This is a genomic window from Streptomyces sp. NPDC004542 (genome assembly GCF_040610035.1).
GTDB lineage: Bacteria > Actinomycetota > Actinomycetes > Streptomycetales > Streptomycetaceae > Streptomyces.
The window spans coordinates 48964-63266 of record NZ_JBEXLP010000004.1 but is presented as its reverse complement, the minus strand read 5'-3'; the positions used below and the strand labels follow the sequence as shown (position 1 = coordinate 63266).

13 protein-coding genes and 2 pseudogenes are annotated in these 14303 nt (G+C 72.8%); 9 read left to right on the top strand and 6 right to left on the bottom strand.

Annotated elements, in window-relative coordinates; all coding sequences use genetic code 11:
* The first annotated feature begins 110 nt into the window (after window positions 1–110).
* The 6 genes from rhaS (at window position 111) to ABZX30_RS03820 (ending at window position 6994) form a co-directional block, all read left to right on the top strand.
* Window positions 111–1196, top strand: a complete 1086-nt coding sequence (gene rhaS, locus ABZX30_RS03845) for a rhamnose ABC transporter substrate-binding protein (protein ID WP_355928402.1) — start codon at window positions 111–113, stop codon at window positions 1194–1196.
* A 13-nt stretch (window positions 1197–1209) separates the two neighbouring features.
* Window positions 1210–1530 carry an L-rhamnose mutarotase gene (locus ABZX30_RS03840; protein WP_355928399.1) on the top strand — a complete coding sequence of 107 codons (321 nt, stop codon included), beginning with the start codon at window positions 1210–1212 and terminating at the stop codon, window positions 1528–1530.
* Window positions 1531–1576: 46 nt separating this feature from the next.
* The gene (locus tag ABZX30_RS03835) at window positions 1577–3037 is read left to right on the top strand and encodes a BNR repeat-containing protein (RefSeq protein WP_355928397.1); all 1461 of its coding nucleotides are present in this window, start codon (window positions 1577–1579) and stop codon (window positions 3035–3037) included.
* Window positions 3038–3051: 14 nt separating this feature from the next.
* The gene (locus tag ABZX30_RS03830; RefSeq protein ID WP_355928395.1) at window positions 3052–4473 is read left to right on the top strand and encodes an L-fucose/L-arabinose isomerase family protein; all 1422 of its coding nucleotides are present in this window, start codon (window positions 3052–3054) and stop codon (window positions 4471–4473) included.
* Between the two features lie 96 nt (window positions 4474–4569).
* Window positions 4570–5595 (top strand): LacI family DNA-binding transcriptional regulator, encoded by a 1026-nt coding sequence (locus ABZX30_RS03825; protein WP_355928394.1) that lies wholly within the window; start codon window positions 4570–4572, stop codon window positions 5593–5595.
* Window positions 5596–5692: 97 nt separating this feature from the next.
* Entirely contained in the window at window positions 5693–6994 is a 1302-nt protein-coding gene (locus ABZX30_RS03820) for an alpha/beta fold hydrolase (protein WP_355928391.1), read from the top strand.
* A 61-nt stretch (window positions 6995–7055) separates the two neighbouring features.
* Here the strand turns inward: ABZX30_RS03820 and ABZX30_RS03815 are convergent, their stop codons facing one another.
* On the bottom strand, window positions 7056–7256 hold the full coding sequence (locus ABZX30_RS03815; RefSeq protein WP_355928389.1) for a DUF5999 family protein: 201 nt from the start codon (window positions 7254–7256) through the stop codon (window positions 7056–7058).
* Between the two features lie 435 nt (window positions 7257–7691).
* Here ABZX30_RS03815 and ABZX30_RS03810 point away from each other — a divergent pair, with 435 nt between their 5' ends.
* Window positions 7692–8540 (top strand): pentapeptide repeat-containing protein, encoded by an 849-nt coding sequence (locus ABZX30_RS03810; RefSeq protein WP_355928386.1) that lies wholly within the window; start codon window positions 7692–7694, stop codon window positions 8538–8540.
* Here ABZX30_RS03810 and ABZX30_RS03805 read toward each other — a convergent pair.
* Window positions 8502–8762 (bottom strand): annotated as a pseudogene (locus ABZX30_RS03805) (cytochrome P450); the annotation flags it as partial. The gene ABZX30_RS03810 and the pseudogene ABZX30_RS03805 overlap by 39 nt on opposite strands.
* Here ABZX30_RS03805 and ABZX30_RS03800 point away from each other — a divergent pair.
* Both ABZX30_RS03800 and ABZX30_RS03795 read left to right on the top strand, forming a co-directional pair.
* A pseudogene (locus tag ABZX30_RS03800) lies at window positions 8673–9122 on the top strand (hypothetical protein); the annotation flags it as partial. The pseudogenes ABZX30_RS03805 and ABZX30_RS03800 sit on opposite strands and share 90 nt — an antisense overlap.
* A 76-nt stretch (window positions 9123–9198) precedes the next feature.
* Complete coding sequence (locus ABZX30_RS03795) at window positions 9199–9945, top strand: DUF2470 domain-containing protein (RefSeq protein WP_355928384.1); 747 nt, start codon at window positions 9199–9201, stop codon at window positions 9943–9945.
* Here the strand turns inward: ABZX30_RS03795 and ABZX30_RS03790 are convergent.
* The 4 genes from ABZX30_RS03790 to ABZX30_RS03775 all read right to left on the bottom strand — a co-directional run bounded on the left by ABZX30_RS03790 (window position 9913) and on the right by ABZX30_RS03775 (window position 14040).
* Window positions 9913–11121 carry a lactonase family protein gene (locus ABZX30_RS03790; RefSeq protein WP_355928382.1) on the bottom strand — a complete coding sequence of 403 codons (1209 nt, stop codon included), beginning with the start codon at window positions 11119–11121 and terminating at the stop codon, window positions 9913–9915. The two genes, ABZX30_RS03795 and ABZX30_RS03790, sit on opposite strands and share 33 nt — an antisense overlap.
* Complete coding sequence (locus tag ABZX30_RS03785; protein ID WP_355928690.1) at window positions 11115–12155, bottom strand: hypothetical protein; 1041 nt, start codon at window positions 12153–12155, stop codon at window positions 11115–11117. The genes ABZX30_RS03790 and ABZX30_RS03785 overlap by 7 nt, the downstream gene beginning before the upstream one ends.
* Window positions 12156–12187: 32 nt before the next feature.
* Window positions 12188–13441 (bottom strand): FUSC family protein, encoded by a 1254-nt coding sequence (locus ABZX30_RS03780; protein WP_355928379.1) that lies wholly within the window; start codon window positions 13439–13441, stop codon window positions 12188–12190.
* Window positions 13442–13545: 104 nt separating this feature from the next.
* A complete protein-coding gene (locus tag ABZX30_RS03775) occupies window positions 13546–14040 on the bottom strand; it encodes an FBP domain-containing protein (RefSeq protein WP_355928376.1) in 495 nt (164 codons plus the stop codon).
* Window positions 14041–14303: the final 263 nt, after the last annotated feature.

Below are 14303 nucleotides of genomic sequence, written 5' to 3'. Positions count from 1 at the left end.
GCGGCCCCGAAGGCCGCCGGACCCCCACGACCGCAGTCCCCCCTGCCCCCACAGCCCTTCATCCACCCGTACGTCTCCTAGATCTCGTACGTCCCCGAAAGGTACCTCTCATGCACCTGCACGCCCGCACCAGAGGCCGCGTCCTGGCCGCAGCCTCCGTCGTCTGTGCCCTCACCGTCACCCTGGCCGGCTGCGGCGGCACCACCAAGAACGACTCCAAGGACGACAAGCAGGCGGCCGGCAGCGGTGCCAAGGCCGACCCGAACGCCAAGCTCAAGAGCGGCCTGAAGCTGGCCTTCCTGCCCAAGCAGATCAACAACCCCTACGAGAAGATCGTCGACGACGCCGGCATCGCCGCCACCGGGGAGTTCGGCGGCACCGGCAAGGAGGTCGGCCCGTCCGACGCCAGCGCCTCCTCCCAGGTGTCGTACATCAACACCCTGATCCAGCAGCGCATGAACGCCATCCTCGTCGCGGCCAACGACCCCAACGCGGTGTGCACCTCGCTGAAGAACGCGATGAAGCAGAAGATCGCGGTCGTGGCCTACGACTCCGACACCGCCAAGGACTGCCGTCAGCTCTTCATCAACCAGGCCAGCTCCGAGCAGATCGGCCGCAGCGAGGTCCAGCACATCGCCAAGCAGCTGAACTACAAGGGCGAGATCGCGATCCTGTCGGCCACGCAGAACGCGACCAACCAGAACACCTGGATCTCGTACATGAAGGACGAGCTGAAGAAGCCCGCCTACAAGAACATGAAGCTGGTCAAGGTCGCCTACGGTGACGACGACGACCAGAAGTCCTTCCAGGAGACCCAGGGCCTGCTCAAGGCGTACCCGAAGCTCAAGGGCATCATCTCGCCCACCACGGTCGGCATCGCGGCCGCCGCCCGCTACATCAGCTCCTCGTCCTACAAGGGCAAGGTCGTCGTCAACGGCCTAGGCACGCCCAACCAGATGCGCAAGTACGTCAAGGACGGCACCGTCGAGCAGTTCTCGCTGTGGGACCCGAAGAAGCTCGGCTACCTCTCCGCGTACGCCGCCGCGGCCCTGTCCTCCGGACAGATCACCGGTGCCGAGGGCGAGAAGTTCAAGGCCGGCAAGCTCGGCGAGTACACCATCGGCAAGGACGGCGAGGTCATCCTCGGCCCGCCCACCGTGTTCAACAAGGCCAACATCGACGACTTCGACTTCTAGGAGTGCCGCACAAGTGCAGCGCGTCTGCTTCCTGCTGAAGGTACGTCAGGAGCGCCTGGAGGAGTACCGCGAGCGTCACGCGGCCGTCTGGCCCGAGATGCTCGCGGCACTCTCCGCGGCCGGCTGGCACAACTACTCGCTGTTCCTGCGCGAGGACGGCCTGCTGGTGGGCTACCTGGAGACCGAGGACTTCGCCGCCGCGCAGGCCGCGATGGCCCGGACCGAGGTCAACGCCCGCTGGCAGGCCGAGATGGCCGGGTTCTTCGAGGCCCTCGACGGCGACCGGCCGGACGAGGCGATGAAGCCGCTCACCGAAGTGTTCCACCTCGACTGACCGACCGCCCGTCACCTCCCCGCCCCCGTCCCCCGAGGAGCCGATGATGTCCCCTCCGCCAGTCCCGTCGTCCTTCCCGAACCGAAGAAGCCTGCTGCGCGGTGCCGTCGGCGGTGCCGCCGCCCTCACCCTGGCAGGAGCCATGACCACTCGCGCGGCGGCGGCCACCGGACCGTCCGTCAGGCAGACCGGCACCAGCGTGCTGGATGCCACCGCCCTGTACTTCGTCTCCTACGACGGCCTGGTCAACAACAACGCCTTCCAGAAGAACGGCCTGCTGACCTACAAGGGCTACCAGTACGCCGTGTGGTACTCCGCCGACCGCAACGCCACGGTGGCCCGCCGGGCCGTCGGCTCCACGACCTGGTCGACGGCGACCGTCGGCCACACCCTGAGCACCGACGACTCGCACAACGTCATCAGCGCCGGCGTCTCCCCGGCCGACGGCCGGCTGCACCTGGTCATGGACTCCCACAGCAGCGGCTACTACTACGTCAAGTCGGCGGCCGGCCTGATGGACGCGCCGTCCACGACCAGCTGGAGCTCCGCACGGTTCGGCTCCGTGCAGACCGGCATGGACGGGGTCGCGCTCACCTCGACCTTCACCTACCCGCAGTTCCTCGTCTCCCCGCAGGGCCGGCTCCAGCTCAGCTACCGCACCGGCATATCCGGCAACGGCCAGGCCGCGCTCGCCGAGTACAACAACGGCGCCTGGAGCAACCTCGGCGTCTGGACCGCCAACACCGGCACCTACACCAGCACGCACGGCTCCAGCACCGCCCGCAACCTCTACCTGCACGGCCTGGACTACGGGCCCGACGGCCGCCTGCACGTCTTCGGCACCTGGCGGGAACAGAGCACGGCCGTCACCTGCGGCGCCAACCTCACCAACCACGACACGACCTACACCTTCAGCGACGACTACGGCCGCACCTGGAAGAACTCCGCGGGCAGCACCGTCGGCACCACCGGGTCCACCGGCCTGGTCGCCGTCGGTTCCGCCGGGATCGTGGTGGACAGTCTCAACCCCGACCACGCCCTGATGAACCAGGAGAGCCAGGCCGTCGACTCCGCGGGCCTGCCGCACGCCCTCATCTCGTACGTGCCCGGCCGGTTCGGCCAGTGCATCACCGACTATGTGGCCGGCCGCACCGCCTACGCCCGCCCCTTCCACGTGTGGAAGGACTCGGCCGGGGCCTGGCACAAGACGGAGGTGCCGTTCGCGATGAACTCCAGCCAGCGCTCCCAGCTGGTCCTGGACGCCTACGACAACGCCTACGTGTGCATGCCCTTCGGCCGGATCGCCGCCGCCTCCGCCTCCTCCGGGTGGACCGACTGGACCATGCTCTACGACGGCACGAGCACGCTCAACGCGTTCGGCGAGGTCGTCGTGGACCACACCCGCATCGCCCAGGACGGCATCCTGTCGATCCTGTACCAGGAGAAGTCCTCCGGCACCACCACACCCTCGCCGCTGCACGTCATCGACTTCCAGCTGCCCGTCTGAACGAAGGAACCGCGATGTCCCGTACCCCCGCCACTGCCCGCAGGCCCCGCATCGGCCTGGTGGCGGGGGGACTGGGTGCCTACTGGCCCCAGTTCCCCGAACTGCTCCCGCAGCTGAAGCGTTCCGCCGCCCGGGTCACCGAGCGCATGCAGGAGTTCGACGCCGAGGTCGTCGACATCGGCTTCATCTCCGACGCCCAGGAGGCGGCGGTCGCCGCCGAGAAGCTGCGCGCCGCCGACTGCGACCTGATCGTCGGCTTCCTGACCACCTACATGACGGCGACCATGCTCGTCCCGATCGCCCAGCGCAGCGGCGCCCCGGTACTGCTGATCAACCTCCAGCCCACCGAGGCGATGGACCACGCGACCTTCGACACCGGTGCCTGGCTCGCCTACTGCGGCGCCTGCCCGCTGCCGGAGATGGCCAACGCCTTCGAGCGGGTCGGCGTGCCCTTCCGCTCGGTCTCCGGCCACCTGGAGGACGAGCGGGCCTGGCAGCGCATCGGCCGCTGGATCCGCGCCGCCGGGGTGCGCTCCGTGCTGCGCCACGGCCGGCACGGTCTGATGGGCCACCTCTACCCCGGCATGTACGACGTCTCCACCGACCTGACCATGGTCCCCGGCAACACCGGCGGCCACGTGGAGGTCCTGGAGTTCGACGACCTCAGGGTCCGGGTCGAGAAGGTCGGCGACGAGGAGGTGGCGGCGAAGCTCGCCGAGACCCGCGAGATCTTCGACCTCGCCGACTCCGTGATCGAGGAGGACCTCGAGTGGGCGGCCCGGGTCGCCGTCGGACTCGACCGGCTGGTCGCCGACTTCGACCTGGACTCGCTGGCCTACTACCACCGCGGCCTGGACGGGGAGACGCACGAACGGCTCGGCGCCGGCATGATCCTCGGCGCCTCCCTGCTCACCGCACGCGGTGTCCCCACCTGTGGTGAGTACGAACTGCGCACCTCCCTGGCCATGCTGGTCGCCGACCGGCTGGGCGCGGGCGGCTCGTTCACCGAACTGCAGGCCCTGAACTTCCGTGACGGCGTGGTGGAGATGGGCCACGACGGCCCGGGACACCTGGCCATCAGCGAGCGCAAGCCGCTCCTGCGCGGCCTCGGCGTCTACCACGGCAAGCGGGGCTGGGGCGTCTCGGTCGAGTTCGACGTCAAGCACGGCCCGGTCACCCTGGTCGGCGTCGGCCAGACCCGCGACGGCCGCTACCGGCTGATCGCCGCCGAGGGCGAGGTCGTCGGCGGACCGCTGCTGGAGATCGGCAACACCACCTCCCGGGTCGACTTCGGCTGCGACCCCGGCGAGTGGACCGACGCGTGGAGCGCCAGCGGCGTCGCGCACCACTGGGCGCTGGCGACCGGACGGTTGCTCCCGGAACTGCGGGCCGTCGCCGACCTCACCGGACTTGACCTGGTGGAGGTGCGGGTCTGAACCCGGACGACCCACCGCAGGAGCGGATCAGGGGGACGGTCGCACGGATACGCTGACACTCACGGCCCGCAGGGGCAGGACGGCAGGACGGAGTACATGGGGCAGATGGTCGGCATCAAGGACGTGGCGCGGCACGCCGGGGTGTCGGTGGGCACGGTCTCGAACGTGATCAACCGTCCCGACATGGTCTCCGAGGAGACCCGCCGTCGTGTCCAGTCGGTCATAGACCGGCTCGGCTACGTGCGCAGCGAGTCGGCACGGCAGCTGCGGGCCGGGCGCAGCCGGATCATGGGCCTGCTGGTCCTGGACATGGGCAACCCGTTCTTCGTGGACGTCACGCGCGGCGCCGAGCGCACCGCACGGGACGCCGGGCTCGGCGTGATGGTCTGCAACAGCGCGCAGAGCCCGGCGGAGGAGGCGGAGTACCTGGCCCTCTTCGCCGAGCAGCGGGTGCGCGGCGTGCTGCTCACGCCCGCGGACGCGACGGGCCGCAACATCAAGGCGTTCCGGCGGCACAACATCCCCTTCGTGCTGGTCGACCGGGTCGCCGAGGGCACCACCGAGTGCTCGGTCTCCGTCGACGACGTCGCGGGCGGCGCCCTGGCCGTGCGGCACCTGGTGGACGCCGGGCACCGCTCGATCGCGTACGTCAGTGGACCGCCCGGCCTCAACCAGGTCGCCGACCGCCGCACCGGCGCCCTGAACGCCCTCGCGGAGGCCGGGCTCGGCCCCGACGCGCTGCGCGAACTGCCCACGGAACGCCTGGACGTGGCCGCGGGACGGGACGCCGGCGCCCGTCTGCTCGGCCTCGCCGATCGGCCGACCGCCGTCTTCTGCGCCAACGACCTCCTCGCCCTCGGCGTGCTGCAGGCCATGTACGCGGCCGGGGTCGTCGTCCCCGACGACCTCGCCATCGTGGGCTACGACGACATCGAGTTCGCGGCCGCCGCGGCGGTCCCGCTCACCTCCGTACGGCAGCCCGCCGTCACCATGGGCGCCCTCGCCGCGGAGCTGCTCCTGGAGGAGACGGAGGAGCGCAGCGGCCCCGGCGGGCACCAGCACCGGCGGGTGGTGCTCCAGCCGGAGCTGGTGGTGCGGCGCTCCAGTCTCGCCGCCCGCTGATTCCCGATTCAGTAACAGTCCATGATCCCGGGGGGCGGAGGGCGCACGGAGATGTGCTGCACTGGGACGCGACCATCCGTCCGTCCCGGGAGATTCGTTGACCGTCAGCTACCGCCAGCCCGGCGTCGTCCTCACCGACCACCGCTTCACCGTGCCCCTGGACCACGCCGATCCGGCGGGCGAGACCATCGAGCTGTACGCCCGTGAGGTCGTCGCGAGCGACAAGGCGGACCGGGACCTGCCGTGGCTGGTCTACCTCCAGGGCGGCCCCGGCTTCGGGGCGAACCGTTTCATCGGCAAGCAGGCCTGGCTCGGGCGCGCCCTGGAGGACTACCGCGTCCTGCTCCTCGACCAGCGCGGCACCGGCCACTCCACCCCCCAGAGCCGGCAGACGCTCCCGCTGCGCGGCGGTCCCGCCGCACAGGCCGACCACCTGGCCCGCTTCCGCGCCGACTCCATCGTCCGCGACTGCGAGCTGATCCGCCCGCGGCTGACCGGCGGTGCCCCCTGGACCGTCCTCGGCCAGAGCTTCGGCGGATTCTGCGCGGTGACGTACCTGTCCCTGGCCCCGGAGGGCCTGAGCACCGCCGTGATCACCGGCGGCCTGCCCTCCCTCGACGCGCACGCCGACGACGTCTACCGTGCCGCCTACCCGCGCGCCGAACGCAAGGTCACCGCCCACTACGACCGTTACCCGCAGGACGTCGAACGCGCCCGCCGCATCGCCGACCACCTGCTCACCCACGACGTGGTCCTGCCGAACGGCTACCGCCTCACCGTCGAGGCCTTCCAGTCCCTCGGCATCCTGCTCGGCACCGGCGACGGCAGCCACCGCCTGCACTTCCTCCTCGAGCACGCCCTCGTCCGCACCCCGCACGGCTGGGAGCTCTCGGACGCCTTCCAGGAGCAGGTGCAGGGCCAGCTGTCGTACGCGGGCCACCCGCTGTACGCCCTGGTGCACGAGGCGATCTACGGCCAGGACGACCGCCCCACCGCCTGGTCGGCGCAGCGGGTGCGCACCGAGTTCCCGCAGTTCGACGCTGCCAAGACGCTCGCGGGTGACGCGCCCCTGCTCTTCACCGGCGAGACCGTCCACCCCTGGACCTTCGACTGCGACCCCGCCCTGCGCCCCCTGCGCGAGACCGCCGAACTGCTGGCCGCCCGCACCGACTGGCCGGCCCTGTACGACCCCGCGCGCCTCGCCGCCAACGAGGTCCCGGCCGTCGCCGCCGTCTACCACGACGACCTGTACGTCGACACCGCCCACTCGCTGCGTACCGCCCGCGCGGTCCGGGGCCTGCGCACCTGGGTCACCGACGAGTTCGAGCACGACGGCCTGCGCGTCGGCGCGCCCCGCGTGCTGGACCGGCTGCTCGCCATGGTCCGTGACGAGGTGTGACAGCCGGGCTCCTGGCCGGATCAGGAACCTGGCCGGCCGCCCTCCCGGAGTGACCCGGCGTTCAGACGGCCAGGGCCGGCGGACCCGGGGTGCGGCGCGGGTGCACCGCACGGCCGTCGGGCAGCAGTTCACCGGTGTCGTCGAAGACGATGGTGCCGTTGCACAGCAGGCTCCAGCCCTGCTCCGGGTGGGCCGAGGTGATCACGGCGGTGTGGTGGTCCGCGCTGTCGGCGGTGGGGCACGGCGGCTGATGGCTGCACATGAGGTCGCTCCTCGATGCGTTCGGCTCCTGTCCGGTGCCGGCGGTCACCCCAGTCATAACCGACCTGGTTTTCCGTTGGATGAGGAGACGCCCACAACGCCGGAAACTCATCGGTGAGTCCGGCCCGGCGCACGGCGGTCCGCAGGGTGCCGTCGGGCGCGGCCCTTCTCCGTGAGCGCACGGGCCGTGCTCCCGTGGGCGCGGCGCCTGTCCTGGCCGCCCGCCGTTGTATCGGGTTCCCCGACGGACCGGGGAAGCTCCGGCGCGGTCGCGTCCGCGCGCGGGAGCGGCCGGGCACCGTGCGTCGTACGGGCCCGGGCCGGGCCGGCGTCGGGCGCGGCGAAGTCCCCGCCACCGGTGCCGGTGAACTCCCGCGCCACCGTGCCGTCCTGGGCCGCGGCAAGGGCCGGTGCACGGCTCAGTAGGCTGTACGCCATGGTGGATCGGACAGTGGGCGGGTCGGAACTGCGCGGTGACTGCGCCTCGTGCTTCGGGCTGTGCTGCGTCGCCCTGCCCTTCGCCCGCTCGGCGGACTTCGCACTCGACAAGGCCGCCGGGCAGCCCTGCCCCCATCTCCGGGGCGACCACCGCTGCGGCATCCACACCCGGCTGCGGGACGAGGGCTTCTCCGGCTGTACCGTCTACGACTGCTTCGGCGCCGGCCAGAAGGTCTCCCAGGTCACCTTCGGCGGCCGGGACTGGCGCACCGGTTCCCGCGAGGACGCCCGGCGCGTGTTCGAGGTGTTCCCGGTCGTCCGGCAGCTCCACGAACTGCTCCGGTACCTCACCGAGGCGCTGGCCCTGCCCGCCGCCCGTCCCGTCCACGCCGAGCTGCGCGAGGCGCTGGAGCGGACCGAGCGGCTGACCCGGCAGACGCCCGGCGAACTGGTCGCGCTGGACGTGGCTGCCCACCGGCAGGAGGTCAACGTCCTGCTGCTGCGCACCAGCGATCTGGTACGGGCGGGCTTCGGCGGCGGGAGCGCGAAGGGCGGCCGGAAGAAGGACCGCCGGGGCGCGGACCTCGTGGGCGCCCGGCTGAAGGGGGCCGACCTGCGGGGCGCCAGTCTGCGCGGTGCCTGTCTCATCGCCGCCGACCTGACCGGCGCCGATCTGCGGGGCGCGGACCTGATCGGCGCCGACCTGCGCGACGCCGATCTCACGGACGCCGACCTGACCGGCGCGTTCTTCCTGACCCAGCCCCAGCTCGAGGCGGCCCGGGGGAGCGCCGGCACCCGGCTGCCGGAGTCAGTCACCCACCCCGCGCACTGGACAGCGCGGCGCTGAGGCCGGGCCGTCGGTGGCCGTGGCGGTCACCGGGGCGGGTGCGGGGCGCCGCTCCAGCCGCAGCCCCTCGGGCATCAGCGTCAGCCGTTCGCAGACCCGCAGCCGGTAGCCGGGTTCGGCACGCAGGTCGTAGCGGCGCAGCAGCAGGCCGAGGACGAGTGTCGCCTCCTGCGGCGCGAACCGGCGGCCGACGCAGGCCCGCGCGCCGGTCCCGAGCGGTTCGTGCCCGGGATGCCGGTGCGCGAGCAGCTCACCGCCGGCCTCGACGCCTTCCTGGAGTACGTCGAGACCCACGCCCACGGCTACCGCGCCCTCCACCGTGCCGACGCGGCGGGCGACCAGGACGTGCGCCGGGTCTACCAGCGGGCGCCGGCCGCCCAGGAGCGACAGATCCTGGCCGCTCTCGCCGCGGACCCGGAGTTCGGCCCGCGGTTCGCCGGGCGCTCGGACCTCCGCCTCGCAGTGCGTGGCTGGCCGGCCTTCACCACGGCGGTCTGCCTGGAGTGGCTGCGGGGCATCGACCTGTCCCGGGAGCAGGTGCGCGACCTGTGCGCGCGGGCGCTGCTCGGTCTGATCGCCTGAGCCGGGACCGGTGCGTGGTTGGCGCGCACCCCGATCTCCGATAAGTTAGGCAAGGCTTACCTAAGGAGGTTGCGGGATGGGTGACAGCTGGACGGCCGCGCCCGGCGTGGCGGAACAGGCGCGCTCGGTGCTCGCCGTGGCGTGGTCCTGCACGGTGACCGTGGGGGGCGGGCGCGAGGAGCTCGTCGGCGCGCACACCGTGGGGGAGGACGGGCGGGTGCTGCTGCGGACCCCTCGGGACGGCGCCGACATCGCTGACGGCGCGGACAGCGTCCTGGGCGTGGCGGCGGTGTGTGCGCCGCGCGGGGAGCCGTCCGCCGTGCTGGAGTTCGCCGATGTCGCGCCCGTCCCCGTGCGGCACCGGATCCGTGCCCGGGTGTGGCTGGCCGGCCGGCTCGCCGCCGAGGACGGCCGGTGGGTGTTCCGGCCCACCCGGGTGGTGCTGCGCCGGTCCTCGGGCGCGGTGGCCGTCGGCCTCGAGGAGTTCGCCGCCGCGGCTCCCGACCCGCTCGCCACGGCCGAGGCCCGGCTGCTGACCCATCTGGCCGACGCCCACCCCGACGCCGTCGAACGGCTCACCCGGCTCGTCGATCCCGCGAGCCTGCACGCCGCGACCCGGGTGGCGCCCCTCGCGGTGGACCGCCACGGACTGACGCTGCGCATCGAACGGGCCCGCGGCCACGGCGACGTACGGCTGCCGTTCCACGCGCCCGCCGACGACCACGCCCAGCTCACCGAGCGCGTGCACGTCCTGCTGTCCCGGGCGAGCGCCGCCGTCTGCCCGCGGGGCCTACAGCGGCAGCGCGCAGACGGCGACCGGTGAGGCGAACGGCTCGCCCGCGAGCCGCAGGTCCCCGCTGCCGCTGTCCACATGGAAGACGCTCACCGTGCCCGACCGCTGGTTCGCCGCGAACAGCAGCCGGCCGTCCGGTGAGAAGGCGATCTGCCGGGGGAAGTCCCCGCCGGCCGGCACGGTGCCGACCAGGCGCAGCCGGGCGCCGTCCGCCTCGACGGCGTACCGGGTGAGGCTGTTGTGGCCGCGGTTGGCGAGGTAGGCGTGCGCGCCGTCCGCGGTCACCAGCAGCTGGGCCGGGTAGTTGGTGCCGGTGCCCGTGCCGGTGGACTGCGGCCCGCCGATGGTCAGGCGGCCGGTGCCGGGGTCGTAGGCGCACACCGTGACCGTGTCGTCGAGTTCGTTGGCCAGGTAGGCGTGCCGTCCGTCCGGATGGAAGGTGAGGTGGCGCGGGCCCGCGCCCGGTCGAGCGCGGGCCCGGGCGACCTCGGTGAGCGTGCCCGCGGCCGGGTCCAGGCGGTAGCTGTGGACGGTGTCGGTGCCCAGGTCGACGGCGAGGACGTGGCCGCCGTCGGGGCTGGTGACGATCTGGTGGGCGTGCGGGCCCTGCTGACCGGGGCCGGGCGGGGGGCTCGAGTGCGTGACGAAATCGGTGCGCTCCCCGAGGGCGCCCGTCGTGCCGATCGGGTGCACGGCCACGCTGCCGGATCCGTAGTGGGCGCTGAGCAGCCAGCGCCCGCAGGGGTGGACGGAGAGGTGGCAGGGGGCCGCGCCGCCGGTGCTCCGGGTGCCGAGGACCCGGTGGTCGGCCAGGCGGACGGCGGTCACCCCGCCGTCCGTCCGCTCGTCGACCGCGTACAGGGTGCGGCCGTCCGGGTGCACGGCGAGGTACGACGGATCGGCCACACCGGTGACGGTCCCGGCCCCGGTGATCCGGCCCGTCACCGGGTCGTACGAGGCCAGGCCGATGCCGGTGCCGCCGCCGTCGACGGAGGTGTACGTGCCCAGGTGGAGCGGGCGGGCAGCGGGCCCGGGCGTCCCGCGCTTCGCGGGCGCGGTGGCCCGGCGCCCCGCGGGCCCGGAAGCGTCGGACCCGGGCGCGGCGGGCGAGGGAACCGCGACCACGGCGGCCGCGCCCGCCGCGGCTCCCACGAACCGGCGTCTGCTCCAGCCGCCGCCCGCCTCCCGCGCACCGCCGGCTACCACTCGCCGTCCTCCACCGGCAGGCCCGGCGCGTCGCCGAGCTGCTTCACCTGGCCGGGCGACGGCTGCTGCCAGGGGTCGAGATCGTCGCCGAGCCAGTCGCCGACCGGCGCCACGGACTCCAGGGCGTCCGCGGGGGCGAGGTCCTCGGCGTCCTCGTCGTAGTAGTCGTACCAGGGCAGTCCCGCCCGGGTGTACGCCGCCCGGTCCACCGGGGACGGCGGGGGCTCCTCGCCCGTGATGCGCCGCCACTGCGGCGGCGTGACCAGGTGCACGAACACCCGCCCGGACGGTTCCTCGGACCAGTGGTTCAGCGGCCGGTCGTCCCGGTAGACCTCCTGACGCATCGAGCCGCCGACGCCGAGCCCCATGGCCGCCGTCCTCCCGGGCCGCCCCGCCGGGGCCGGGGGTGCCGCGGCCGGTGCGGCCGCCGGGGCCATGGGCATCGCGCCCGCCGGGGCGGCGCCGTAGCCCCGTGTCCGCTCCTGCCGATCCCGCTGCTCCGCGCGCCACTTTGCGAGGAGATCCTCCCGCAGCGGGAACGACCGCAGCTGCACGCCGCCCCACACCTCCTCGCCGGTGACCTGGCCCTCCACCGTCGCGCCGAGCCCCAGCGGCACCGCCACGAACTGCCGGACCGTGCCCCTGCCGGAGTTGATGCCGTCCAGCCAGGGCTGGCGGGGCAGGACGAGGTAGTTCTGCGGGTCGCGGGAGAGGCGGTCGCCGAACGGTCTTCCCGACACGGCGCACACCTTGCCCACCCCGACCTGGAGCGCGGCCGGTTCCGTGGTGCCCGCGAAACTCAGCCACATCGCCTCGCGCAGGTACACCGGCAGCATGACGCCGCCGCGCGCCCGCCATTCCCCGGGCACGGTGTCCGCGTGGTCGGCGATCCGCCGGACGGGGAACTCGCCCAGGCCCGGCGGCAGCGGATGGGTGCCCGACTCCGGCAGCCGCAGGGTGCGCACGAACCGCACCGCCACTGAGCCCGGCAGGCGCAGCGTGTTCCCGTCGATCCGTACGGCCGTGCCGGTCATCCGCACGCCCCCTTCGTCCTCGAGTGCCGTTCTCACGGAAAACGCCTGCCCGCCCCCAGTCGGTTCCGCTGCAGCCGCTCCTGCACTCCGATGCGCTCCCGCAGCCGGGTCAGCCGCGGCATCCGGGCCCGCTGTTCGTGGGAGACGCGGTCCAGTTCCTCCAGCAGCCGGCGCGAGCGGTGCTCGGTGTCGAGTTCGTCGATGATCCGGTTGACCTCGGTCAGCGCGGCGCCGAGCAGCTGCCAGTTGCGCGGGTCGCGCTCGGCCTCGGCCCTCAGCGTCAGGGCCAGCTTGTCGCGGGTGGCGGCGGCCGTGTGCAGCTCGGCGGTGAGCCGGGCCTCCGCCGACTCGGCGCTGCGGCTGAGGTCGGTGGTCACCAGCACGGCGAAGCTGACCACGGCGTCGGCGATCTCGGACAGCAGCTGCTGCACCGCGGCGCCCGTCTCCGGCGTGAACAGCGGCTCGGGGTCGCGGGCCTTGGCCAGGTCGGTGAAGGAGCGGGCCAGCACCCGCAGCACGACCGTGCAGATCTCCAGGGTGTCCAGTCCCGTGCGCAGCACCACCCGGTGCAGCAGGCCCTCCCGCACCCGGGGATTGAGCCGCAGGCTGTCCTCGGCCTGCCGCAGCTCGGCGTCCACCTCGACGATCTCGTGGTCGAGCCGGCGTGCCTCGTACAGCCGGGCGGTGGTCTCCTCCACCGGCGTCCGCGTCGTGGCCTCCTCACCCATCCGCAGCATCAGCCGCCGCAGCCGCCGCGCCAGCCCCTCGATGGACTCCCCGGCCTTGCCCACCCACACCGGGGGAGCCAGTAGCAGGTTGCAGGCCATGCCGACGGTCGCGCCGATCAGCGTCTCCACGATCCGGGCCCAGGCGGTGTACCCGATGGTGGTGACGCCGAGCACCAGCATGGCGCTGATCGCCACCTCGGCCACGTACTCGTCGACCCGTACCAGGTGCCCCACGGCCAGCGCGGCCATGATCAGCAGTGCCAGGCTCCACCAGGTCAGCCCCACCAGCAGGCTGAAGGCGATGGCGACCAGGACCCCCGCGACCACGGCGTTCACCCGGCGGATGCCGTTGGTGAGCGTGGCGTAGAAGGTCACCTGGACGACCAGCAGCGCGGTCAGGGGAGCGGTCAGCGGCGCCGGTTCCGGGCTCAGGCGGAGCGCGACGACGTAGGCGATCGACGCCGCGACGGCCGACCGCAGGGCCTGCACGACCACCGGGTCGCGCCGGCGCCGCAGGAAGCGCGACAGGGACGCCGTCCATTCACGTACAACTTGCATCGCTTGCCCCTGTTCCCGTTCAGGTGGCTCATCGAACACACCGATCCGCCGGGTGGCAAGGCAGCCCTATGCGTGCCGCGGTGGTAAGGGAGCGGGGGCAGGGTTCAGACGTACAGCTTGTCGAGGAAGGCGGTCAGACGGCCCGTGGTCCGCTCGATCTGCTGCTCCAGCGTCAGGCTCTCCTCGAACCGGGCCCCGGAGTCCGGGACCTTCCTGCCGCGTACGTAGAGGGAGCAGGCGAGGTCGGTGCACATGTACACGCCGACCGAGTTGCCCTCCCGGCCCGCCGCGCCCGCCTTGCGTGCCGTCATGAGGGACACGCCGCCCCCGCGGTGGGTCGTCAGGCACAGCGAGCACATGCTGCGGTGCAGGAACCCGCGCTGCGAGGCGGGGAAGCGCAGGGCCACGCCGGCCGGCCCGCCGTCCCGTTCGGTGACGAGATAGCTGCGGTCGGGGGCGCCCGGATCCCGCCAGCCGAGGAAGTCCAGGTCGTCCCAGGGGCGTTGGTCGAGATCGCGGGGGAGCGCGATCCGCTTCGCCTCGCCCTTCGAGCAGTTGACGAAGGAGCCGCGGATGTCCTGCTCGGTGAGTGCTTTCATAGGGGCTCCTGGTGTATCGGTGTAGGCAGTAGGCAAAAACCTAGGAGTACTAGGTTCATGGCTGCCAGCATAGGCAGACCCGGGGAGGGGACGCCAATGGATTTCGCGTAGCCGGCGGGGCGCGCCCGTCGAGACAGCCGCCCGCCCTGTGTGCCGGAACGGCACCCGGGCCGCCGGCTCACCGGCCCGGCGTTACGCTGCTGGAGCTGACCGGGGCTCGGGGAGGGGCGCAGGTGGGGCTCGGACGACTGTTCGGATTGGAT

Coding starts and splice junctions, on each gene's coding strand:
- rhaS (WP_355928402.1), top strand. CDS start 111: ATGCACCTGCACGCCCGCACCAGAGGCCGCGTCCTGGCCGCAGCCTCC.
- ABZX30_RS03835 (WP_355928397.1), top strand. CDS start 1,577: ATGTCCCCTCCGCCAGTCCCGTCGTCCTTCCCGAACCGAAGAAGCCTG.
- ABZX30_RS03830 (WP_355928395.1), top strand. CDS start 3,052: ATGTCCCGTACCCCCGCCACTGCCCGCAGGCCCCGCATCGGCCTGGTG.
- ABZX30_RS03825 (WP_355928394.1), top strand. CDS start 4,570: ATGGGGCAGATGGTCGGCATCAAGGACGTGGCGCGGCACGCCGGGGTG.
- ABZX30_RS03815 (WP_355928389.1), bottom strand. CDS start 7,256: ATGTGCAGCCATCAGCCGCCGTGCCCCACCGCCGACAGCGCGGACCAC.
- ABZX30_RS03810 (WP_355928386.1), top strand. CDS start 7,692: ATGGTGGATCGGACAGTGGGCGGGTCGGAACTGCGCGGTGACTGCGCC.
- ABZX30_RS03795 (WP_355928384.1), top strand. CDS start 9,199: ATGGGTGACAGCTGGACGGCCGCGCCCGGCGTGGCGGAACAGGCGCGC.
- ABZX30_RS03785 (WP_355928690.1), bottom strand. CDS start 12,155: ATGACCGGCACGGCCGTACGGATCGACGGGAACACGCTGCGCCTGCCG.
- ABZX30_RS03780 (WP_355928379.1), bottom strand. CDS start 13,441: ATGCAAGTTGTACGTGAATGGACGGCGTCCCTGTCGCGCTTCCTGCGG.
- ABZX30_RS03775 (WP_355928376.1), bottom strand. CDS start 14,040: ATGAAAGCACTCACCGAGCAGGACATCCGCGGCTCCTTCGTCAACTGC.